The following is a 21,812-nucleotide window of genomic DNA, read 5'->3' on the forward strand; positions in this document are numbered from 1 at the left end:
ACGGCGCCCGTTGCCGCAGCGGCCGTTGCGCGGGGGCGGCACGAGGCCCATGCCGGGGGCGCAGGGCCGTTCTCCGGCGGCGCGGCGGGCTGCGGCCGTTACGGGCCCGTTGCGGTCGCGGGGCTGGCGGCCCGGGCCCCGGGGCTGATCGGATCGTCGCGTGACGTTGCTGACCCCGCGGGTGCTGCGCACCCTCCACGCCCTCAACTCCGCCTATCCGTGGGACCACAACGCCCGTTACCACCGCTGGATCCTGCGCCGGCTGCCGCAGCGTCCCGACCGCGCGCTCGACGTCGGATCGGGGAGGGGAGAGCTGGCCAGACTCCTGGCCCGGCGCTCGAGGACCGTCATCGGCCTGGACGCCGATCCGGCGATCGTCGCCGCGGCACGGGCGCTCACCCCCGGGAGCGCCCCCGTCTCCTTCGTCACCGGCCGGGCTCCGGACGAGGTGCCACCCGGCCCGTACGACGTCATCACCTGCGTCGCGACCCTGCACCACCTGCCGTTCGAGGCCTCCCTGACCTGCTTCCGGGAACACCTCGCGCCGGGCGGAACCTTGGTGGTCGTCGGTGTCCACCGGCCTTCCTCTCCCGGCGACCGTCTGCTCGACGCCGTGGCGATCCCGCTCAACCCCGTCATCGGCTTGATCAGGAGCCGGGGACGCAAGGCCCCGGCCCCCGTCGTACCGGCGCCCCGCACCAGTCCGGCCACCATGACCTGCCCCGAGATCCTCTGCGCGGCCCGTCGGGTGCTGCCCGGGGCCCGCCTGCGCCGTCGGCTGTTCTGGCGACACACGCTCGTGTGGCGGCGTCCTGCGGAGAGCTGAACCCGCTTCACGTCCCGCCGCGTTGCAGGTCGCTGCCCGGCCAGTCGAGCAGCCGGGCCCCGATGACCGCGGTCTGCAGGGTGTACCGGTGGATCGGATCCGTCGGGTCGGATCCGGTGAGACGGTGGATGCGAGCGAGCCGGTACGTCAGCGCCCGGACGCTCAGACCGAGCTGCCGGGCCGCCTCCGCGGCCACGCAACCGGCGTCGAAGTAGGCACTGAGGGTGTCCAGCAGGGGGCCGGGACCGCTGCGTGCCGCCTGGAGCGGGCTGAGGACGGTGTGCACGAGGTCCGTCATCGCGGCCCGGTCCCGGGTCAGGACGGGAAAGACGAGCAGATCGCGGGCGCGGAGCACCGGGGTGTGCAGGTGTATGCGCTCCGCCAGGTCGAGGGCGTTGAGGGCTTCCTCGTACGAGTGGACGACACCTCCCGGACCGGCGTGCGAGCGTCCCACGGCGACCTGGCTCCCCTTCGTGGCGGCGTGGGCGCGCGCCGCGAAGAAGGAAAGGATCTCGTCCTGGTTGCCGGGGGCGATGCAGACCAGCCGGCCGTCCTTGGTGGTGATCAGGATGTGACGGTCGCCGAATCGGGCGAACACATCCTGCTCGACCCGGCGCAGGACGAACCCCGTCTCGTCGTACGCCGCCGGGTCGCCGGCCACGGCCACGGCGTGCGATCCGGACAGCCGCAGCCCGAAGCGCTCGGACCGCGCGGCGAGCCGCCCAAGGTCGCTGCGGCCGGAGAGCAGGTCGTCGATGAACTCGCGCCGCGCCGCCTCCTCCTGACGCACAGCGAGCCGCTGGGCCCGCTCGTACCCCTCGGCGAACGCGTCGATCGCCTGCTCGACCGCGTGCAGAAGGCTGCCGTCGGCCGTAGGGGGCCACGCCTCCCGGGTGGCCGCCAGATGCCGGACGACGAGAGCCCGCAGACTGTGGCCGGCTTCCGCCGCCTGCTCCCCGAGCTCCCGCCGCGACCGCAACTCGTCCCGGGTGAGACGCCGTCCGGACGCCGCTGCTCCGGCCAGAATCCGGGTGTACCCGTCCATGTACGCGTCAAGACCTTGTCGTTCCTCCACGCGTCCCCCGTCCTCGGTGCTCCGTGCCCGTTCCCGTCACTCCCCCGGCCGCAGAGGCGGCGGATGACGGCATGTATGCCGCAGGAAGATTGCCGGATTCCGGCAGTGAACGGCAGGGCCCGAGCGTGAGAACATCCCGATGTCGCAGACATTCATGTACGGGGGGTGCGCCGGGGATGGGATGGTTTCTCGGTCTGGGTGCGGCCGGTCTGCTGCTGCTCGTGCTCTCGCTGGTCTTCGACGGGGTGCTGGAAGGGATCTTCGACGGCCTGGGCGCCGGTCCGGACGGGCTGCTGTCTCTGCCGGTGATCGCCGGCTTCATGTCGATGCTCGGCTTCGCCGGAGCGATCACACTCGGAACCACCGGCCTCGGGGCGGTGGCCGCCGCGGCCACGGGCGTCCTGGCGGGCACGGGTGCGGGGTGGCTGACCTGGAGGCTCAGCCGGGCACTCATGCGCGACGACGACGCGTCGGCCGCGCCGCGCCGTGACGACCTGCTGGGCACTTCGGGGCCTGTGGTCACGGGGATCCCGGCGGACGGCTACGGCGAGGTCCTGCTGTATCCGGGCGGGCAGCCGCGGAAGTTCGCAGCGAAGAGTTCGTCGCCGGTGACGCGCGGTACGGAGGTCTGGGTGGAGTCGGTGCTCTCGGCGACGTCCGTCACGGTCCGTCCCGTCGAGCGCTGACGACCGCGGTCCGCGCGCCGGCTGCTGTTCTCCGCTCCTCCTCTGCTCCTGTCCGTTCTGTTGCTCTGCTCGGTTCTTCCGTTCTGCCGATCTCTTGGGGGGATCCTTGTGAATCCGGTACTCGTCGCGGTGACGGGCGCGGTCGTTCTCGTCGTCCTGCTCGCCCTCGCCGTCATCACCCGCTACAAGGTCGCGGGGCCCAGTGAGGCCTTCATCATCACCGGCCGGCGCGGCAAGAAGACCACCGATCCGGCGACCGGCCGGGTCTTCACGGACAACAGCGGCCAGAAGGTCGTGGTCGGCGGGGGCGTCTTCGTCGTTCCGTTCGTCCAGCAGCGGTTCACGCTCGACCTGTCCAGCCGGCACATCCCGGTCGCCGTGCGCGGCGCGGTCACCCTGCGCGGGGTGAAGTCCAATCTGGAAGGCGTCGCCATCGTCAAGGTCGGCGGCTCCGAGGATTCCATCCGTGCCGCGGCCCAGCGCTTCCTGATGCAGCAGGACGGCATCGTCGGCTTCACCCAGGAAGTGCTGTCCGGAGCGCTGCGCTCGATCGTCGGCCGGATGTCGGTGGAGGACATCATCCGCGACCGTGCGGCGTTCGCGGGCCAGGTCGCGGAGGAGGCCGAGGCCAGCCTGTCCGGGCAGGGCCTGGTCCTGGATGCCTTCCAGATCCAGGACATCGCCACCGAGGGCTCCTACCTGCAGGACCTCGGGCGTCCCGAGGCTGCCCGGGCCCGGCAGGAGGCGGACATCGCGGAGGCCGTGGCGCGGCGGGCGTCCGAGCAGGCCCGGCTGAAGGCCGAGGAGGAGATCGCCGTGGCCCAGCGGACCCTCTACCTGAAGCAGGCCGAGATCAAGGCGCAGACCGACGAGGCCGCCGCCCGGGCGAACGCCGCGGGTCCGCTCGCCGAGGCCGCCCGCCAGCAGGAGGTCCTCACCGAGCAGGAGAAGGTCGCCACCCGGCAGGCCGCACTGACGGACCGTCAGCTCGACACTCAGGTCCGCAAGCCGGCCGACGCCGCCCGCTACCAGGCCGAGCAGGAGGCGGAGGCCCGGCGCATCGGCCTGGTCAAGCAGGCCGAGGCGGACGCGCAGCGTGCGCGTCTGACCGGTGAGGGCGAGAAGGCCCACCGGGCCGCCGTCGCCGACGCCACCCGCATCGAGGGCGAGGCGCAGGCCGCGGCCATCGCCGCCAAGGGCACGGCGGAAGCCGCGGCCATGCAGAAGAAGGCCGACGCCTTCGCGCAGTACGGGGAGGCCGCCGTGCTGCAGATGCTGGTCGAGGTGCTGCCCCAGGTCGTCGCCAAGGCCGCCGAACCGCTGTCGGCGATCGACAAGCTGACCGTCATCTCGACCGACGGCGCGGGGAAGCTTCCGCGGACCGTCACGGACAACGTCGCCCAGGGCATGGAGCTGCTCAGCTCCACCACGGGAATCGATCTGGCGCAGCTGCTCCAGGGCATCGCGCAGAAGACGGGAACGAACCCGTCCGCCGGCGACGGGGTGGTCAAGGCCGCCGTGTAGAGGCGTCGGGGGACGCGGATGAACGGGCCCGTACGACACCGGTGTCGTGCGGGCCCGTTCGGCGTCCGTGGGCTCGGAGCTGCGCGGGACGCCCCGGCCATGACGCGACCGCCCCGCTACGGGGGCAGCATCGGGTCAAGCACCGCTGCGGCGGTGCGCCGCGCCCAGTCCCGGTCGGTGGAGCGCCCTGCGAGACGGTCGGCCCAGAAGGTTCCGAGCAGGGCCGACGCCAGGAGGTCCGGGTCGGCCCCGCCGACGAGGGCGCCCCGGGCGCGGGCCCGCTCCAGCAGCCGCCGCATCGCCTCGCGACGTGGTCGCACCGCGTGTTCGCGGAAGAGTTCCAGCAGCTCGGGGGTGTGTGCCTGCTCGGCCAGGCAGGCGCCGATCAGGGTCGTCCCCCGCGCCTGGGTGAGGGTCGCGGCGAAGTCGGCGAGCCGCGCGACGACATCGGCACTCACGTCCCCCGTATCCGGAGGCGCGGCATCGTGCCGCAGGGTCCTCAGGGCTGCGGCGGCCAGTGCGGACTTGCTCCTGAACCGCAGGTGGAGGGTGGCCTTGCTGACGCCTGCGGCCCGGGCCACACCCTCCAGGGTCATGCGGGCGAAGCCCTGCTCGGCCAGGAGGGTCAGGGTCGCGGCCAGGATCGCGGCCCCCTTGTCCGGGCAGCGCCGGCGCCCCCTGCCGCGACAGCCGTCCGCGTCCGTCGTCTCCATGCCCTCAGCATAACGGCTTGCAATACCGAACCACTCGGTTTAGTTTTACGGAGCAGGCGCCGGACGAACCCGCCCGACGTCCACCGCACCGGAAGGGCACCCGTATGCGTTACGCAGTCCTCGGCACCGGCATCGTCGGCCGGACCATCGCCGCCAAGCTGGCCTCCCTCGGCCACGACGTCGCCATCGGCACCCGCGACCCCGAGGCCACCCTCGCCCGCGCCGAGCCCGACGCGTACGGCAATCCGCCGTTCTCCCACTGGCAGGCTGCGCACGAGCAGATCCGCCTGGAGACCTTCGCCGACGCCGCGGCCCGGGGCGGGACGATCGTCAACACCACCGCCGGCGCGGGCAGCCTCGCGGCTCTGGAAGCCGCCGGCGCGGCGAACCTGGCGGGAAAGGTGCTCATCGACATCGCCAACCCGCTCGACTTCTCCCAGGGCATGCCGCCGTCCCTGAACCCGGTCAACACCGACAGCCTCGGTGAGCAGATCCAGCGCGCCTTCCCCGACACCAAGGTCGTCAAGAGCCTCAACACCATGAACTGCCGGGTCATGGTCGACCCGTCCCGGGTGGCGGGCGAGCACACCGTCTTCGTCTGCGGTGACGACACGGGCGCCAAGAAGGCCGTCACCGAGCTGCTGACCTCGTTCGGCTGGCCCGAGGACTCGGTCATCGACCTGGGCGGTATCAGCACCGCACGCGGCACCGAGATGCTCCTGCCGATCTGGCTCCGCCTGTGGGGCGCGCTCGGCCACGCCGACTTCAACTTCCACATCGCCGGCGCGCGTTCCGGCGCCTGACCCGGCGTCGCCTGCCATGACCCACCCCGCGCGACCCCCTCCCAGGAGAGCCGAAGGCATGTCCGCAACCCGCACTCTGGTCGTCGTCGCCCACCCCGACCTGGCGACCTCCCGCATCACCGCCCGCCTGGCCGACGCCGTGGGCGACCTCGAGCACGTCACCGTCCACGACATCGCCGCCGCCGGCCCCGGCGGCCGCGTGGACGTGGCCCGCGAACAGCAACTGCTGCGCGACCACGACCGGATCGTCTGGCTGTTCCCCTGGCACTGGTACTCCGTGCCAGGAGTGCTCAAGTCCTGGATCGACCAGGTGCTGACGTACGGCTTCGCGTACGGGGCCGACGGCACCGCGCTGCACGGCAAGACTCTGCAGCTGGTCACCTCCACCGGCGGCCCCGCCGACTCGTACGCCGCCGACGGCTTCAACCGCTTCACCCTCGCCCAGCTGCTCACGCCCCTCGACGCCACCGCCCACCTCACCGGGATGCGCCTGGCCGAGCCATTCGCACTGTTCGGTGCCCGCACCGTCTCCGACGAGGACCTGTCCGTCCACGCCAAGACCTTCCGCGCGCTCCTCGAAGACTGACGGCGCCGGCGGTATCACGAGGCCTGCTTCCGTAGGGGAAATCCGCACCGAACCACTCGGTGCGGATTCCCCTATCCTGGGGGAATGGGTGACACCGAGACCAGGAGCGCCGGCCGGCCCCGATCGACCGAGAAGGACGCCGCGATCCTGCGGGCAGCGCTGGAACTGCTCGCCTCCCACGGCTACACCCGGATGAGCCTGAGCCAGGTCGCAGCCGCCGCCCAGGTCAGCAAGTCCACGATCCACCTGCGCTGGAAGACCAAGGCCGACCTCCTCACGGCCGCGCTGGCGGCCGTTCGCATGGCCGACGCCCCACCGCCGAGCGGGGACACCCGGGCCGACCTGACCGCCATCCTCGAGGACTTCGCCGCGACCGTGGAGCGCGTCAACGGCATGGCGCTCATCGGCACCTGCCTGGCGGAGGAGGCCCACACCCCCGAACTCCTCGCGCTGCTGCGCGAACGGACCGTGCTGCCACGTCGCGCCCTGCTCCGCCAGGTCCTCGAACAGGCCCGCGACCGCGGTGAGATCCGCCCCGACGCCGATCCGGAAGCCGCGGTCTCCGCGCTCCTCGGCCCGTTCTACGCCGACTACATGGCCGGCCGCTCGGGCCGTACGGGCTGGGCCGGGGACGCCGTCGACCTCGTGCTCGCCGGGCTGGACGCGGCCGGCCGCTGACGCCCGGGACGCGGACCGGGATCCCGCAGCAGGACGCCCGGTCACGGACGCGGGAAGGCGCGTCAGGGCCTCGGTCCGACCCGGCAGGGGCCGGACGGCGGACTCCGCGCCGGGCTCGGGGCCGGGCTTCACCCCGTCGGCGCCAGCAGCACCCACACCTGCCCACGGGCGAAACGCAGCCGCCGGCCGTCCGCGTCCGTGAACGTGGTCCCGCCGGCTGCGTCCGGGCGGCTCCAGCGCGCGTCGTACTCCCGGCCGCCGCGCAGCACCAGCGCCCGGCCGGACCCGACGGTCTCGGTGAACGGGGTGTTGTTGCCCGACCGGTCGCCGAACGCGGACGACCGGATCCGGACGGACTGCACCACGACCGTGGGTGCGCCGAGCCGGTCGCCGCCGGACGTCGTCGCGGGCTCACCGTCCATGGAGACCAGCCAGCGCTCCTCGTCCGCCGACCAGGTGAAGCCGTAACGCGCCGACGGGTAGCGCACCGTGTGCTCCGCCGTCCTCCGTCCGCCGCTCGGCGCGGAGCCGAAGCGGAAGCCGATGTCGCGCGGCGCCGAGGCGTCGGACGCGGCCCGCAGCGCGACCTCCGGCCGCAGGTGGAGATTGTGCGGGGCGGGACGGCCCGACCGGCGCACGTAGCCGTCGGGGAGCCGGCCGGGCGGCAGCGCGACCAGGTGCGCGGACTCCACGCGGTCGCGCAGCCGGGACTGCACCCCCGAGTAGCAGAACGCGGGACGGTCGAACTGGCGCAGCAGCTCGAGGTCCGACTCCCGGGCGCTGCGCACCGGCCCGGTCTCGCCGGGGATACGGGACGCGAAGACGGCCAGGATGCGCGTCAGCCCGGCCTCGACCTGTTCGGCATAGACGATGTCGGCCCGGTCGAGCCCCGTCTGCGGACGGGCGGGCCGCACGTTGTCGATCTTGACCGTCAGAACCCGGTCACCGATGCGCTGCTCGCCCGTGAAGGGGGAGCGCGGCTCCTCGGCGGTGCGGTCGCCCTTCACCTGGCAGCTCGCCGACAGCAGCCCCAGTCCCGCCGCTGTCAGCACCGTCCTCCGCGTGCCCGTCCACACCATGCCGACCGCCTCTCTCCGCTTCCGGGAAGCCTTCCCCGTGAGCGGGCGGAAGTCGGCACCCGGGCCCGGAATCCATCCGTATCCGGACACGCCGCACCGACCCGCAGACGCTGCGCCGGCAACGGCGAACGGCCCGGGGCGATGGGCAGCAGGCAGCAGAAAACCCCGGAACCGGGAAACCGGTGCGGCGGCCCGTCGGAGAGCACGCCCCCGCAACTCCCCCGCAGCTGTGGCGGCAAGGTCCCCGACGGGCCGACCGTCCCCCCTGCACGGAAAGGTAGACAATATGCACGGGCTGTGCGAGCTCCTGTTCGCACAGTGCACAGCCACTGTGGTTTCTTTCGGCACACCGTTGCGCGGCGAGGGCCCTCCTGGGGATCGTTCACAGCATGCCCAGGGCCTGCGCCGCCAACCACAACTCGTACTTGGCACTCGGCGCGTGCAGCAGCGAACGCTCCAGCTTCTCTTCGGCCCTGGTCAGGCGCTTGCGGGTGCCGGGCAGGGAGATGCCGAGTGCGGCGGCCGTCGCCGGGAGCCGGGCGTCGGCCCGCAGCCAGGCGCAGACGGTGTCGGTGGCGGCTTCGAGCGGAGCGATCTGCGCCTGCGCCCAGGTCCGGACGGCGGGGGCGTCGAGCAGGACGTCCAGGTTCTCGGCGGACCCCGTGACCGCCGGATGCCGGGCGTGCAGCCGCAGCGCCAGCCAGACCGCGGACTGGTCGGCGAGGCTGCGGGTGATCTCCAGGCCCAGCAGGCCCTCGATCAGCCGGAGTCGCGCGCCGAGCGTGTTGCGATGGATCTTCAGGTGCACGCACGACAGGGTCCCGAACGCCAGCCAGGACCCGAGAGTGGCGAGCAGTTCCTCCGGCCCCGGGCCGGTTCGCCGCGCCGGCTCGTACGTCAGAGCGGGCGCCAGCAACCGGGCGGCCCACCCGGCGCCTTCGGCCCCCAGCAGAGGGGAGAGCCCGATGTGCCGGCCGAAGCGTGCCCGGCGGGTGGGCGCGCTGCGGGCGACCGCCAGGGCGTGGAACGCCTGCTCGTATCCGTGTGCCGCCTCCTGCAGCACGACTTCGTCGCCCACTCCGACACAGCACTCGGGAACCTCGTCGACGATCTCGTGTTCCCACAGCTCTCCTCCGGCGGGCACGAGCGCGACGAGGTGGTTGTCCCGGACCGGGCAGGGAACGATCCACGCCCGGTCGTCCGCCAGCCGCGCCAGCCGCTCGGCGATCACGGGCCGGCGGGTTTCCGGCACCTCGATGAGGTAGATGCGCACCGGGTTGGGCAGCCCCGAGCCGAGGGCTCCGGCGACGCGGTGCGCCGCGGCCACGCTGCCGATCATCACCAGGTGCAGCACGGCCTCACGGCTGTGGGCGTCGACCGATGCCATGCGACGCCGTTCCCGTTCCGACTCCTCTAGCCGCCAGCAGAGGCGGAGTACGTGCGCGGTGTCGGCGACCAGCGTGCCGTACCGGTGGCTGCCGGTGTGGTCGAGTGCGAGGTACGGCCCCCCGTCGCCGAGGGCCACGGTGTGCACCGTGTGCCCGCCGGACCCGCCGGTCACACCGGAGGGCATCCGGCGGCGGTGCAACTCGGCCACGGCGTCGCGTACTTCGGCACCGGGGGCGTGCGGTGAGGCGGCGAGGACGGTGGCGTCGCCGACGACGACGGCCGCAACACCGCCGGTGCGGCTCGCGAGCCAGTCCAGGATGCACGCGACGCCTCTGTTCCGGCCCGCCAGGCGCACGAGGGACAGTGCGTCTTCGGCGCGGTTCGCGCCGTCGGCCGGGTGCCGACGGCGCGCCGGGGGTGACGTCCGCAGGTCGCTGCTCATGCGCGAAACCGTAACGCGCGGCTCCGACAGCTGGAACGGGTGTGCAGGCCGGAACGCAAGGATCGTTTCGGGGTCCGGCGAGGGCCCCCGGGACACACCGCAGGCCCAGGTCGACGACCTGGGCCTGCAGGTGATGTCCCGTCACGCTCGCGCGTGGCGGCGGGTGTCGGCTACCGGGTTGCGCATCCGGCCGTCCGGTCACCCGTCCGTTCGTGCGCGGGCGGCTCAGTACGCGGAGTCGACGTTGTCGATCGAGCCGTATCGGTCGGCGGCGTAGTTGGCCGCGGCGGTGATGTTCGCGACCGGGTCACGCTGGTCGTACTTGGTGCCCTTGACCTGGTACTGGTCGAAGGTCGGCTTGATCACCTGGAGCAGACCGATGGACGGCACGCCGTTCTGGGCGTTGACGTCCCAGTTGTTGATGGCGTTCGGGTCGCCGGCCGACTCACGCATGATGTTGCGGTGCAGGCCCTCGTACGTGCCGGGGATGCCCTCGGCCTTCATGATGTCGAGGGACTCCTTGATCCAGCCGTCGAGGTTGTCGGCGTAGCCCTTCTTGGCCGCCTTCTCAGCCGCCGTGAGGTCGGTCGCCGCCGCCTTGCCGGCCGAGGCGCTCGCCGAGGCGGGCTCGGCGGCGTTGGCGGGCGAGGGGGCCAGCGTCAGGGCCGTTGCCGCGACACCCGCGGTGACAATGCCGGTCACGGAGAACTTGCGCAGGCGGGCAGTACGGCTCGTGCCGGTGGTGGCGGTCATGCTGGTTGCACCTCTCCATTCGGAGTTGTCGTGGGGAGGCCGACCGGGGGGTCGGGTCGGCGAGCGGAGACGTCTCCGCGTTGCGGGCCGCAGCGGTCGGTTCGGGCGGGTTCCGCCCGGTCCGGCACTCGGCTCCCCGGAACGTCAAACATGTTGGGAGGCGGCCCGGACGGGACGCAAAGTTGTGACGTACTACCCGACTACGCAGAAAGGTCCGGAATGACCGCGTCCGGGCGACAGCGGCACCTCAACGGGCCTCCGGAGCATCTACTACGGCGCTTAGGACGTGACGTGGCTCCTATGGGTGGGGTCACATGCGAGGCGCATTCCGACCCCTTCCGAGAGGCCGGATGTGACCCGGGGTCCATGCCTCGTCACGGCTGACGGCCCGCTCGCGGCCCGTGCCCGCCACGGCAGTCTCAGCCGGCGCGACCCCGGCTGTGAGCTGCGAGGACACCGGTTCACGGGCGGCGGCGGCCGGTTGTGCGGCTCCGGCTCCGCACAACCATCCGGTCCCGGGCCGTGTCTCCCGTTGCGAACGGCCGCGTCGCGACGGGCGCGGCCCCTACGGAGGACCCCATGCGCATCCGCCCGCTCCACACCGCGGCCGTCGGCCTGGCCGCCGCTCTCGTCTCCGGCGCCGCGTCCACTGCCGCAGCATCGCCCGGTGCGGCCCCCGGCTCCGCACAGGGCGCCGCGGCGTCCGTCCACGACGACGTCGACGGAGACGGCTACCAGGACCTCGTCACGGCGGCCCCGGGCGGCACGGTCGACGGACAGACCCGGGCGGGTTACGTGGTGATCACGTACGGCTCCGTGTCGGGCCTCGCCCCGGCGTCGCGCACCACCGTCATCAGCCAGAACACGCCGGGAGTCCCCGGGACCGCGGAGGAGGACGACCGCTTCGGCGACAAGCTCGCCGCCCGCGACCTGGACGGGGACGGCATCACCGACCTCGTGGTGAGCGGCCTGGACCAGAGCGGCCCGGACACCTACCAGCACGGCACGGTGACGGTGCTCTGGGGGCGCCCCGGCGGCCTGACCGGCGAGGGGGCGGCCGGCTTCCGGTCGCCCGAGGGCTCCGTGGGCTGGACGGTTGGCCGGGATCTCACCGCCGGCGACTTCAACGGCGACGGCCACGCCGACCTGGTGATGCAGTACGGCGACGACTGGGAGACGCGTTCCGTGCTGTTCGGGCCGTTCAACCGCTCCGGCACCCCCGCGAGCGAGCAGCGGATCGACATGTTCAGCACGGACAACGACATCTGGACGCTCGCCGCCGGCGACATGACCGGCGACGGCATCGACGACCTCGCGACGTTCTACGCGTACGAGAACCACGCGGAGGGCGGCAAGTTCTGGCGCGGCACCGCTTCGGGACTGTCCACCACGTCGACCGCGCTCCCCTCCGCGGCGGCCACCGCCATCGGCGACTTCGATCGGGACGGCAGGGGCGATCTGGCGATCCGCACGGTCCCGAACGGGATCGTCGAGGACCTGCCGGGCGACCACGGCACCGTCAAGGTCCTCTACGGGACGGCCGACGGGCCCGGCAGCACCAGGACCACGACGATCACCCAGAACACCTCAGGCGTCCCCGGCGCGAACGAGCGGGGCGACCAGTTCGGCGCGCGGCTCGACGCCGGTGACGCCAACGGCGACGGCTTCGCCGACCTCGCCGTCGGGGTGCCGTTCGAGGCGATCGGCAGCAAGGCCGCAGCAGGGGCGGTGGTCCTGCTCAAGGGCGGCCTGGGCGGCATCGGCGGAACCGGCGCGCAGGCGTTCCACCAGGACACGGCGGGCGTCGCCGGGGTCGCTGAGGCCGGCGACCGGTTCGGCGGCGCCGTGCGGCTGCTCGACACCGACCGGAACGGCCGGGCGGATCTCGCCGCGGGCGCGCCGGTGGAGAACGGCACCGGCGCGGTGTGGTCGCTGCCCGGCACCTCGTCCGGGGCCACCGCCACCGGATCGATCGCCTTCAACCCGGTCGACCTGGGAACGCCCGCGCAGGGGGCCCGCTTCGGCGCGAACTTCGCCGGTGAAAACAGTGTGTTCCTGTACGAGCCGTGGTCCTGACCGTTCCGGATCGCGCACGGCGGAGTTCACGAGTGCGGGGGGGGTTTCGGCCGCACACGGACGGCCGGAACGCCGGGATCAAGCCCCGGCGGCGCGCCCCCGGCGGCGCGGCGGCCGGGTCGGTCCTCCAGGTCGAAGAGGCCGCGCCGGCAGGCCCGGGTCAGGTGCCCGGGCACGAGATGCGACACCCCGTCCACGGTGATCGGCACCAGGCCGGGGGCTTGCGCCTTCCACTGCGCGCGACGGTGACGGGTGCTGCTGCGGGACGTCTTCCGCTTGGGCACGGCCACGGCGCTCCTTCAGGGTCCAGGCGGCGGGGGCGGGACACTCGCCCGTTATATAAAAATGGATTCCATTTCGAAAAACCCTCGAGCCGCCCGGAGACGCCGCCGGAGGCTTTGCGATGATCGGGCGGTGACCCCTGCACCCGACGATCACGTGCACGTCCACGCACACAGCCACGGGCCCGTACCGCCCGTCTCAAGGCATCTGCGACGGGTGATCGCCGCGGTGCTGATCCCGTTCGCCGCCGCGGTGGCGGTGGGCATGGTGGTGCTGTGGCCGGGCGGCGTCCCGGAACACGAGCGCAGCGGAGTCGGCTTCGACCGGCAGACGCAGAGCGCGCGGGTCGTCGCCCTCGAGGAGATCCCCTGCACGGGCGCCAACGCCCGCCGGGAGGAACAGCCCGGCGGCAACGGCATGCCCGGACCGGCCTCCGGCGCCGGGGAGCAGAAGCGCGCCGCGTGCAAGGAGGCGACCGTGAAGGTGACGTCGGGCCCGGACACCGGCCGGACGTTCAAGGAGGTCGTCCAGCCCGACGCGCCACGGCAACTGCGGGACGGCCAGGGCGTCGTGGTCTCCTACGAGCCCCGCGCCCCGCGGGACCTCCAGTACTCGGTCACCGACATCGAGCGCACCGTCCCGATGGCGCTGCTCGCCGGCATCTTCGCCGTGATGGTGGTCGCCGTCGGGCGGATGCGCGGCGTGGCAGCGCTTGTCGCGCTGGCAGTGAGTTTCGCCGTGCTGTCGTTCTTCATCCTCCCGGCGATCCTGCACGGCTCCGATCCGCTGCTGGTGGCGGTGATCGGCGGCAGCGCCATCATGCTCGCCGCCCTGTACATGTGCCACGGCATCAACGCCCGCACCTCGGTTGCCGTCCTGGGAACGCTGATCTCGCTGGCCCTGATCGGCATGCTGGGATCGGTGTTCATCGGATGGGCCGAGCTGACCGGCAACACCTCGGACGAGACCGGCCTGATCCACGCGCTCTACCCGGGCATCGACATGAGCGGCCTGCTGCTGGCCGGTGTCGTGATCGGATCCCTCGGCGTCCTGGACGACGTGACGGTCACCCAGACCTCGGCGGTCTGGGAACTCAAGCAGGCCGACGCCACCATGACCACCCGGCAGCTCTACCGTTCCGCCATACGGATCGGCCGGGACCACATCGCCTCGGTGGTCAACACCCTCGTGCTCGCCTATGCGGGCGCCGCACTGCCGCTCCTGCTGCTCTTCTCGATCGCGCAGAGCAGCGTCGGCTCGGTCGCGACCAGCGAGATCGTCGCCGAGGAGATCGTGCGCACCCTGGTCGGGAGCATCGGTCTGGTCGCGTCGGTCCCGGTGACGACGGCCCTGGCTGCACTGGTGGTCTCCGCGGACCGGCCGGCCGCGGACGCCGGTGCCGCGCCCTCCCGTCGTTCCGGGGGACGCGGCCGGCGCCGCAAGGCCTGACGTGTCCCCGACGCGACGCGTGGGGACGGCCGGCCGTCTCCGACCGGGAAAAGGTCCGCCGTCGCCGGGTCACCGGAGTGACCGCGCGGCAGCAGCGCCGGGTCGCCCGCGCGATCGCGAACGTCCGGGAGATGGCTCTGTTGCCGTACCCCTCGCGATGACCTGCGACGACGGCCGGTTCCGGCAGCGCGGGCCCGGGGTCACCGGTCGCGCAGCCGTGCGGCCTCGTCCCTGATGGCGGGCAGCTGCGCGTACAGGGCGTCGCCCGGGCAGCGGGTCTCCTGGCTGTCGCGGTGCCCCGACACCGCATGGAACCGGGCCGCCCGGCCCTTGGGGTACCGGCTGTCGTCGTTCGTCGAGACGAGCCGAACCGTTCCGTGCGGGTCGATGTCCGCCCGCAGTTTCCAGGCGGCGACCTTCGCGATCCCGCGGAGCATCGCCGGGGGCACGGTGGTGCCCGGACCGAAGTCCCCCAGCGCGGCGACGCCGACGCTGTCGTCGTTGAACCCCTCGGTGTGCGCCCCGTGCACCGGGCGCCCGCTGCCGCCGCCCCGGCCCTCGTAGATCGTGCCGCAGCGGTCGACGACGAAGTTGTAGCCGATGTCGTCCCAGCCCTGGCCGCGGACGTGGTCGACCTCCATCGCCCGCAGCATCGCGGGGACGTCCTTGCAGTCGTAGCCGTTGGGGTGCCCGGTGTGGTGGACGAACACCACACGTGCCGCACCGGTGTACGTCGCGTGTTCGCGGACCAGGCCCTCGTCCGCACCCCAGTCCCGCCGGCTCACGATCTGCGGCCGTGGGGCGGTCTTCCCGGGGTCGGGACGGGCCGCGACCGGCCCGGGCGGCTCCGGCCACACCGGCTCGCCCCACGCGACCAGCACGGCGAACGGCAGGGCCAGGGCGCCGAGGGCAAGTCGACGGGACCGCATGGGACCACTGTGCGCCCGAATGCCTCACTCGCACAGGTGAGCGGTCCATTCGGGTGATGTCGTGATGATTACCTGTTCAGCAGTAAGCTGACTCATAAGGCCCTAGCACTCTCACGTGCGACGGCCCGGAAGGGCGGTCCCCGTGCGCAAGCACCGGGGCCGCTTGTGTCGCCAGGACTCAGGCCTGTTCTCGGTGTTCCCGGCCGGCTTTCCGCTCCGCTGCGGAACCCGTACCCGTGGAGCGGATGCTGGTGTCGACGAGGATCTGCTCGGCCTGTGCGACGTTCCCGACGTCAACAGCCCTGGACATCGCCTCGCGTGCCGCCGGCGGGCTTGCGTCCGGGGGGACCACGAGCAGCACGAACAGGTCACGGTCACCGCAGGTGATGAGCAGCGTGTCGTCGCCGACCGGATGCGAGTCGACATGCACGACCCGGTCGTCGACCACGAGGCGCACCGGGACCTCGTCCCAGGCGCGCGCGTCCAGCCCGACACGGTCGATGGAGCCCAGGTACTCGGTCAGTGCGCTGATCAGGCCCGGCAGTTGAGCGCCGGCGTCACGGGAGCGCGGCCACCACGCGCCGTCGAGGATTCCTTCGCGGTTCCGGGTCGTCGCCAGCCGGAGCAGCAGCGCACCGGCCCGGACTTGCTCGTGCACCGAGTCCGGCAGTCCGGGCCGACGGAGGTTCCTGGAGTCGGTCATGCTGAGCCACCTGTCCCTGGGCCCTGTCCGGGACACCGCCGGCCCGGGCTGCCGGCACGCAGCGTCCTCGGCACTCCTCCACGGTACGCCGGGCGGGACCGTTCGGCCGTGAACCGCATGCCCGAACCCACGGGCCGCTCAGGGCGGACCCGGCCGGAGTAGGGTTGAGGTACCGCGAACGCCGTTCCGCCGGCTGCACGTCGGCGCCGTTCGCGGCGGACGATTTTCACCGGGCAGCAGGCCCGGAGGCGGGTTCTCGCCATGTCCGTGACCACCGGCCGAGCACCGATGCCAGTTGTGCTGACGTCCGACCCGCAGCTTCGGCTGTGCCCGACCCCGGCGGATACCGGGCCGGGTCTTCCGGACGGCGCCCGGTGGCCTCGCTCCCGTGACCTCGCACGTGAACTTCCCTCCCTGGTCGAGGCGCCGGCCCGCCGGTGGGGATGCATCACACGGGTCACGGTGAACCCCCGGTTCCGGCGGGCGATCCCACGGAAAGTGGCCGTCCGCGGGCATGTCGTGCACGTGGGCTGGTTCGGCGAGCAGGACCCGCGCCGGCTGCTGCTGCTCTCCTGCACGGTGGGCCGCTGGGACCTGCTGGTGATCCCACCGCGGAGCAGCGAGGTCGCCGCCGCCCACCTGATGACTGCCGCGACGGGCTCGGAGGGCCACCGCCGCACAGCCGCCGCCCTGGTGGCGGAGGAGGCACCCGGAACCGTGGAGACCGACCGCGACCGGGAAACCGCAGGGGAGTCGGAGGCGGCGCCGTCGTCCGGCCCCGGGGATGCGTCCGGGCCCGCGCGTCCGGCCCATAGGACGGAGAAGAACCGATGACCACAGCCATCACCCTGGTCGCCATCCTGACGCTGATCGGTGCGGCAGTATTCCTGATTCGCGCGCTCAACAGCAGGGACGATCAGCGGGTCGCGGCCTCCGGGGAGGGTGATGGCCTGGTGTTCCGCCGACGCACAACCGAGCGCGTCGCGGAGAGGGGCGGCGCCCCGCCCACGGGAAGCGGCGGTGGGGATCAAAGGAGCGGAACCCGTCGGCGGGCGAGGTCGGCGGGCTCGACGGCGGTATCCGGAGTGCGCTCACGCGGATTGCTCGCCTCCCCGGACCGGGTCACGTCGTCGGACAGCGGTCCCTCCGCCCCGCGCTCCGGCACACCGGCATCGTCCCCACCGGGACTGGCCGAGGTGCGCGTCGTCGCCGCGTCGCCCGAGGCCGCCCGCAGGGTCGCCGAGGCACTCCGCCACATGTTCGCGGGCGCCGAACAGCGCAGTTATCCGGCCGGCCCCGACGGCAGCACGCGTCTCCACCTCACCGTGGACACGACGCAGGGCCCTCAGCCGTTGCAGTCGTTCCAGGCCGGGGCGGCCGGTCGGCACACGTCCGGCACCGAACGGCGGCACGCCGACGAGCCCTGAGGCGGTTCGGGCACCGCGGTCACGGAAGGCCCCTCCGCCCGGAACGCGCCAGCCGGGCGGAGGCTTGCGTGCCCGCCACCAGCCGCGGAAGGCGTCAGCCCTGCCGGGCCGGCCGGATGTTCTGGTTGGCGTGGAACAGGTTGTCGGGGTCGTACCTGCCCTTGACCTGGGCGAGCCGGTCGTAGTGGTCGCGGTAGGTGGCCCGGACCCGCTCCTGGCCCTCGTCCATCATGAAGTTCACGTAGGCGCCGCCCATGGAGTACGGGTGCAGGGCCTCCCAGTAGTCGGCGGCCCAGTCACGGATGATCCCGGCGTTGGCCGGGTCCGGGTCGATGCCACCGAAAATGCCCGACCACACCGCGTCCCGGTAGCCCCAGGCCGTGTCGTCCTTGCCCATGTTGTGGGCCGCTCCGTCCACGGGGTAGAGGTGCATGGTCGACAGCTGAGTGGGCATCCCCGCGCCGTACTCGGCGTGCGCCTCGACCGCCTCGTCCGGGATGCGGTCGAAGAAGTCCCCGCGCCAGTACCACTGGAGCCCCTTGGGGATCAGGTCGTCGAACATCCCCTGCAACTGCGGGTACGGCACGGGTGCGGTGAAGTGGAAGGCAGGCGGGGCCGGTTCGCGGACCGAGGCGACGGCCTCCGCCGTGCGTTCGGGATCACCGGTGTGGCACCACACGACCGCGCACATCTTCCGCCCGTGGATCTCGTCCGGGAACGGTGGCGCGGGCGGCACCGACAGCAGGGCGAAGAAGCCGTACACGTCCTCGGGCGCGTTCGGCAGGAACTCCCGGTACCAGCGCAGCACTTCGGGTGTTCGTTCGACCGGCCACAGGGTGACCCCCATGCCCACGGTGTCGACGGGGTGCAGCCGGAAGGTGAAGGAGGTGACGATCCCGAAGTTGCCGCCTCCGCCCCGCAGGGCCCAGAAGAGGTCCGCGTTCCGGTTCTCGTGGGCCGTCACGAAGCTGCCGTCGGCGAGCACCACGTCGGCCGCCAGCAGGCTGTCGACGGTCAGGCCGTACTTGCGGGTCAGATACCCGTGTCCGCCGCCGAGCGTGAGTCCGCCGACGCCGGTGGTCGACATGATCCCGGCGGGGACCCCCAGACCGAAGGCGTGCGTGGCGTGGTCGAGGCCGGCGAGCAGCGCGCCGCCTTCCACCTGCGCGATCCTGGCCTCCGGATCGACCCGCACCCCGTGCATCGGCGCGAGGTCGATGGTCATCCCGCCGTCGACGAGGCAGAGCCCCGCGCCGCTGTGTCCGCCTCCCCGTACGCCGATCTCCAGCCCCTGCTCCCGGCCGGAGTTTACCGCCGCCATGACGTCGGCGGTGTCCCTGCACTCGACGATGGCCGCCGGATGCTTGTCGATCATGGCGTTGTAGATCTGCCGGGCCTCGTCGTAACCGGGGTCGCCCGGTCCCTCGACGTGGCCGAGCAGTTCCGTCTCCAGCGCGTCGTACGTTGCCGTGCCCATCACGATCTCCTTGCCGCGGGCCTTCCGGCGTCGTGCGGACCGCGCCCTGCGAAGGATCGGTGGCCGGCGGTTCCGTCCGGCGGTCGCACACGCCGGAGGTCGCGTCGGGAGTCAGGGCATCCCACGAGCCGCCCCGCTTCTCCAGGATGCGCCCGTGCCGCGGGATGTGCGACGGGAGAGGACGGCGGCGGGGAGAGGCGGTGCCGCGCTCGGGAGGACAGCCGGACCCCCCGGCGTTCCGCCCGGCGGCGGGGAGAGGGACCGACGACGCAGCGTGGGACAACGCGGCATGGGACGGAACGCGTCGCGGCCTGTCCCGGCCGCACGGCTCACAGCCGCCGGTTGTCCAGCACGGCCACGGCCCTGCGCACCCGCTCGACCTCCTCCACGTCGACGTCGGCAACCAGCAGTTCGGGGTCCACCCCGGCCTCCTGCCGGACCCCCCCGTCTGGGCCCACCAGCACGCTGTGCCCGACACCGTTCGGTGCCTTCGCGGGCTGCTCGACGTCCGCATCCGGGCCGGGCGGCGCCTGGTCGACGGCGGCCAGCCACAGCGTGGCGTCCAGGGCTCGCGCCCGGGTCAGCAGCCTCCAGTGGTCCAGCTTGCCGGGCCCGGAGGCCCAGGACGCCGGCAGCACGGACATCACGGCGCCGGCGTCGGCATGCGCGCGGAACAGTTCGGGGAACCGCAGGTCGTAGCAGGTCGCCAGACCGACCCGCACGCCCTCGACATCGACCGTGACGACCTCGGAACCGGGGGCCACGGTGTCGGACTCCAGGAAACCGAAGGCGTCGTACAGGTGGATCTTGTCGTAGGAGGCGTCCCCGTCCGGACCGGTGACCAGCAGCGTGTTCGCCACCCGGCCGCCCGGCGCCGGGGTGAACATCCCGGCGATCACGGTCAGTCCGTGCCGCCGCGCGATCTCCCGCACGCCGTCGGCCCAGGGTCCGTCCACGGGTTCGGCCGCGGACGCGAGCGGAACGCCGAAGCGGACCATGGCCGCTTCGGGGAAGACCGCCAGCCGGGCTCCCTGCTCGGCGGCGCGGCCGGCCAGGTCGTCGATGGCCTGCAAGTTCTTCCCGGGGTCGGCGTCCGCGGTGAACTGGCACAGCGCCGTACGCAAGATCGTCACTGCGTCTCCTCCGTCTGGTCCGTCTCGTCCGTCTCGGTTCGGGTGCCGGGTGATGCGGGCGAGCGCCGGTCCGCGCGGCGCGCTCCGCGTGATCGGCGTCCCGTACCAGCATCACACCTGACGCCGCCGGACGTCAGCGGCGCCCGCGAGGCCGGACAGCGGGACGCCCGGTCGACCGGCCGTCTCCCGGCGGGGCGGCCCGGTGAACGAGGAACGAGGCCAGGGTCCGGAACAGCCCCGCAGGGACGCCGTCCTCCCCGACCGCGGACCGCAGCGGACCGCTGCGCAGCGATCGGCGGACCCGTGGGCTCCGAACCGCCCGGTCGGGGCCGTGCGATAGTCACGCACATGGCTTCCCTGGTACGGCACGTGACGATCGACTGCGCCGACGCCTACGCTCTCGGCAGCTTCTGGGCCCGGGTCCTCGACACCTCGCTGGGCGAGGACGACGAGCCCGGCGATCCGGAGGCACTGGTGAAGGCACCGGGCATCGTCCTCCTGTTCGTCACGGTCGCCGAGGCCAAGACGGTCAAGAACCGCGTCCACCTCGACCTGCAGCCCCAGGACCGCTCCCGGGACGCGGAGGTCGAGCGACTGCGGGCTCTGGGCGCCGGCCTGGTCTCCGATCACCGGCGGCCGGACGGCACCGGCTGGGTGACGTTGGCCGACATCGAGGGCAACGAGTTCTGCGTGGAGCGCAGCGCCGCCGAACGAACCGCCTGATCCGGCCTGTTGAGCGCAGCCGGATACACCGCCGGAACACGCACCGGAACCCGGCCGACCGAACACACCGGAAACCGAACGGACTTGACCGGACACGACCGCACGGAACCGGACCCGACCGGAGCAGGGGGCCAGGTGACCCAGCAGACGATGACCGAAGCCCTCCGCCGGGCGGCGGACGTCGGACCGTTCTTCTCCGTCCGCACCGGCGGCGGGAACCCGCGCGAGGACGGCTTCCGGCCGCTGGCCGAGGTGTACGGGACGCCGGCGGCCCTGGCCGAACGGGTGGAACCGGTCGCCGCGCGGCTCGGGACGACCGAGCGCCGGGTGGCCGCCTCCCTCGTCCACCAGGGGCTCGCCGGACGGATCTGGTCCCTGGCCCTCGCCCCCGCCGTCCTGACCGGGCAGGTCCCCGACCTCGCCCCCGCCGGTCTGTGGTGGCACCCCGGCCGGAGCGCGCCCGACGAACTCCGGTTCCCCGCACCGGCGCCGCTGCCCGGCAGGTGCGACGGGCCGCTCCCCGAGCGGCTGCGCACCGCGGTCCTGCACGGGCATCTCGAACCCCTGCTGCACACCACCCGCGCGGTGGCGCGGGTGGCCCCCGGGCTGCTGTGGGGCAATGCGGCCTCGGCCCTCGTCGGCGCCCTGCGCGTCCTGCACGCGTGGTGCCTGGGCGCCGGCCTTCCGGACGCGGCCCGGCGGTCCGTGGCCCTCGCCGCCTCCCTGCTCGACGACCCGCTGCTGCGCGGCGCGGGAACACTGGATCCTCGCGGACCGTCCTTCATCCGCCGGAGCTGCTGCCTGTACTACCGCGTCCCCGGCGGTGGGCTGTGCGGCGACTGCTGCCTGCGCTCCGCCGCGCCTGTGCCCGGGCGATGAGCCCGGCACGGCGTCCGGCCGTTCCGCACGAGCCACGAGCAGGCTGCGGTGTGCTGCCTCCCCTGCCCGCAGAAAGCCCCGGTACCGGCCCGGTTCGAGCCCGGCCGGGCGAGCCCGCCTCTGCGGTCGGGGGTGCGGCACCGCCCGGCAGGAGCGGCGCCCGCGGGCCCGAAGTGCCCA

Annotated in this window: 21 protein-coding genes and 2 pseudogenes; 13 read left to right on the top strand and 10 right to left on the bottom strand. The window is 72.9% G+C overall.

Annotation, left to right across the window (positions count from 1 at the left end; translation table 11 throughout):
• Nucleotides 1-160: 160 nt before the first annotated feature.
• A complete protein-coding gene (locus tag M1E25_RS10610; protein WP_251413159.1) occupies nucleotides 161-826 on the top strand; it encodes a class I SAM-dependent methyltransferase in 666 nt (221 codons plus the stop codon).
• Nucleotides 827-833: 7 nt separating this feature from the next.
• On the opposite strand, the gene M1E25_RS10615 is transcribed toward M1E25_RS10610, so the two are convergent.
• A complete protein-coding gene (locus M1E25_RS10615; protein WP_372500576.1) occupies nucleotides 834-1,901 on the bottom strand; it encodes a PucR family transcriptional regulator in 1,068 nt (355 codons plus the stop codon).
• Nucleotides 1,902-2,077: 176 nt separating this feature from the next.
• Between M1E25_RS10615 and M1E25_RS10620 the strand changes: the two genes are divergently transcribed.
• Together M1E25_RS10620 and M1E25_RS10625 are read left to right on the top strand one after the other, a co-directional pair.
• Entirely contained in the window at nucleotides 2,078-2,587 is a 510-nt protein-coding gene (locus M1E25_RS10620) for an NfeD C-terminal domain-containing protein (RefSeq protein ID WP_251413161.1), read from the top strand.
• Between the two features lie 108 nt (nucleotides 2,588-2,695).
• Nucleotides 2,696-4,111, top strand: coding sequence for a flotillin family protein (locus M1E25_RS10625; RefSeq protein ID WP_251413163.1), 1,416 nt, complete (start codon nucleotides 2,696-2,698; stop codon nucleotides 4,109-4,111).
• Between the two features lie 116 nt (nucleotides 4,112-4,227).
• Here M1E25_RS10625 and M1E25_RS10630 read toward each other — a convergent pair whose 3' ends face one another.
• Nucleotides 4,228-4,824, bottom strand: a complete 597-nt coding sequence (locus M1E25_RS10630; RefSeq protein ID WP_251413166.1) for a TetR/AcrR family transcriptional regulator — start codon at nucleotides 4,822-4,824, stop codon at nucleotides 4,228-4,230.
• 104 nt (nucleotides 4,825-4,928) lie between these two features.
• Between M1E25_RS10630 and M1E25_RS10635 the strand changes: the two genes are divergently transcribed.
• The 3 genes from M1E25_RS10635 (at nucleotide 4,929) to M1E25_RS10645 (ending at nucleotide 6,891) form a co-directional block, all read left to right on the top strand.
• The gene (locus M1E25_RS10635; RefSeq protein WP_251413169.1) at nucleotides 4,929-5,627 is read left to right on the top strand and encodes an NADPH-dependent F420 reductase; all 699 of its coding nucleotides are present in this window, start codon (nucleotides 4,929-4,931) and stop codon (nucleotides 5,625-5,627) included.
• A gap of 58 nt (nucleotides 5,628-5,685) precedes the next feature.
• Nucleotides 5,686-6,213: an NAD(P)H-dependent oxidoreductase gene (locus tag M1E25_RS10640; RefSeq protein ID WP_251413172.1), complete on the top strand. Its 528-nt coding sequence runs from the start codon at nucleotides 5,686-5,688 to the stop codon at nucleotides 6,211-6,213.
• 84 nt (nucleotides 6,214-6,297) lie between these two features.
• Nucleotides 6,298-6,891: a TetR/AcrR family transcriptional regulator gene (locus M1E25_RS10645; RefSeq protein WP_251413175.1), complete on the top strand. Its 594-nt coding sequence runs from the start codon at nucleotides 6,298-6,300 to the stop codon at nucleotides 6,889-6,891.
• 128 nt (nucleotides 6,892-7,019) lie between these two features.
• Here the strand turns inward: M1E25_RS10645 and M1E25_RS10650 are convergent, their stop codons facing one another.
• From M1E25_RS10650 to M1E25_RS10660, 3 genes are all read right to left on the bottom strand, one after another.
• Nucleotides 7,020-7,970: a DUF3048 domain-containing protein gene (locus tag M1E25_RS10650; protein WP_251413177.1), complete on the bottom strand. Its 951-nt coding sequence runs from the start codon at nucleotides 7,968-7,970 to the stop codon at nucleotides 7,020-7,022.
• 382 nt (nucleotides 7,971-8,352) lie between these two features.
• The gene (locus M1E25_RS10655; protein ID WP_251413179.1) at nucleotides 8,353-9,801 is read right to left on the bottom strand and encodes a helix-turn-helix domain-containing protein; all 1,449 of its coding nucleotides are present in this window, start codon (nucleotides 9,799-9,801) and stop codon (nucleotides 8,353-8,355) included.
• A 225-nt stretch (nucleotides 9,802-10,026) separates the two neighbouring features.
• Nucleotides 10,027-10,554 (bottom strand): transglycosylase SLT domain-containing protein, encoded by a 528-nt coding sequence (locus M1E25_RS10660; protein ID WP_251413181.1) that lies wholly within the window; start codon nucleotides 10,552-10,554, stop codon nucleotides 10,027-10,029.
• 579 nt (nucleotides 10,555-11,133) lie between these two features.
• On the opposite strand from M1E25_RS10660, the gene M1E25_RS10665 reads away from it, so the two are divergent.
• Nucleotides 11,134-12,630 carry an FG-GAP and VCBS repeat-containing protein gene (locus M1E25_RS10665; protein ID WP_251413193.1) on the top strand — a complete coding sequence of 499 codons (1,497 nt, stop codon included), beginning with the start codon at nucleotides 11,134-11,136 and terminating at the stop codon, nucleotides 12,628-12,630.
• Between the two features lie 122 nt (nucleotides 12,631-12,752).
• Here the strand turns inward: M1E25_RS10665 and rpmF are convergent.
• Nucleotides 12,753-12,920 (bottom strand): annotated as a pseudogene (rpmF, locus tag M1E25_RS10670) (50S ribosomal protein L32); the annotation flags it as partial.
• A gap of 124 nt (nucleotides 12,921-13,044) precedes the next feature.
• On the opposite strand from rpmF, the gene M1E25_RS10675 reads away from it, so the two are divergent.
• The gene (locus tag M1E25_RS10675) at nucleotides 13,045-14,361 is read left to right on the top strand and encodes a YibE/F family protein (protein WP_251413196.1); all 1,317 of its coding nucleotides are present in this window, start codon (nucleotides 13,045-13,047) and stop codon (nucleotides 14,359-14,361) included.
• Nucleotides 14,267-14,522 (top strand): annotated as a pseudogene (rpsR, locus tag M1E25_RS25890) (30S ribosomal protein S18). Before M1E25_RS10675 ends, rpsR begins: the two are co-directional and overlap by 95 nt.
• Nucleotides 14,523-14,561: 39 nt before the next feature.
• Here rpsR and M1E25_RS10685 read toward each other — a convergent pair.
• Together M1E25_RS10685 and M1E25_RS10690 are read right to left on the bottom strand one after the other, a co-directional pair.
• Entirely contained in the window at nucleotides 14,562-15,290 is a 729-nt protein-coding gene (locus M1E25_RS10685) for a peptidoglycan recognition protein family protein (RefSeq protein ID WP_251413199.1), read from the bottom strand.
• Between the two features lie 178 nt (nucleotides 15,291-15,468).
• Nucleotides 15,469-15,993, bottom strand: coding sequence for a DUF5994 family protein (locus tag M1E25_RS10690; protein WP_251413201.1), 525 nt, complete (start codon nucleotides 15,991-15,993; stop codon nucleotides 15,469-15,471).
• 288 nt (nucleotides 15,994-16,281) lie between these two features.
• Between M1E25_RS10690 and M1E25_RS10695 the strand changes: the two genes are divergently transcribed.
• Together M1E25_RS10695 and M1E25_RS25895 are read left to right on the top strand one after the other, a co-directional pair.
• The gene (locus M1E25_RS10695) at nucleotides 16,282-16,827 is read left to right on the top strand and encodes a DUF5994 family protein (RefSeq protein WP_308290408.1); all 546 of its coding nucleotides are present in this window, start codon (nucleotides 16,282-16,284) and stop codon (nucleotides 16,825-16,827) included.
• Nucleotides 16,824-17,420, top strand: a complete 597-nt coding sequence (locus M1E25_RS25895) for a hypothetical protein (RefSeq protein WP_372500582.1) — start codon at nucleotides 16,824-16,826, stop codon at nucleotides 17,418-17,420. The genes M1E25_RS10695 and M1E25_RS25895 overlap by 4 nt, the downstream gene beginning before the upstream one ends.
• A gap of 94 nt (nucleotides 17,421-17,514) precedes the next feature.
• Here the strand turns inward: M1E25_RS25895 and M1E25_RS10705 are convergent, their stop codons facing one another.
• Both M1E25_RS10705 and M1E25_RS10710 read right to left on the bottom strand, forming a co-directional pair.
• The gene (locus M1E25_RS10705) at nucleotides 17,515-18,897 is read right to left on the bottom strand and encodes an FAD-binding oxidoreductase (protein ID WP_251413203.1); all 1,383 of its coding nucleotides are present in this window, start codon (nucleotides 18,895-18,897) and stop codon (nucleotides 17,515-17,517) included.
• A gap of 329 nt (nucleotides 18,898-19,226) precedes the next feature.
• Complete coding sequence (locus M1E25_RS10710; RefSeq protein ID WP_251413257.1) at nucleotides 19,227-20,021, bottom strand: carbon-nitrogen hydrolase family protein; 795 nt, start codon at nucleotides 20,019-20,021, stop codon at nucleotides 19,227-19,229.
• Between the two features lie 357 nt (nucleotides 20,022-20,378).
• Between M1E25_RS10710 and M1E25_RS10715 the strand changes: the two genes are divergently transcribed.
• Together M1E25_RS10715 and M1E25_RS10720 are read left to right on the top strand one after the other, a co-directional pair.
• On the top strand, nucleotides 20,379-20,753 hold the full coding sequence (locus tag M1E25_RS10715) for a VOC family protein (RefSeq protein WP_251413206.1): 375 nt from the start codon (nucleotides 20,379-20,381) through the stop codon (nucleotides 20,751-20,753).
• Between the two features lie 150 nt (nucleotides 20,754-20,903).
• Nucleotides 20,904-21,632, top strand: a complete 729-nt coding sequence (locus tag M1E25_RS10720) for a (2Fe-2S)-binding protein (protein WP_251413259.1) — start codon at nucleotides 20,904-20,906, stop codon at nucleotides 21,630-21,632.
• The last annotated feature ends 180 nt before the right edge of the window (nucleotides 21,633-21,812 follow it).

Source organism: Streptomyces meridianus, from assembly GCF_023703325.1.
In the GTDB taxonomy this organism is placed as follows: domain Bacteria; phylum Actinomycetota; class Actinomycetes; order Streptomycetales; family Streptomycetaceae; genus Streptomyces; species Streptomyces meridianus.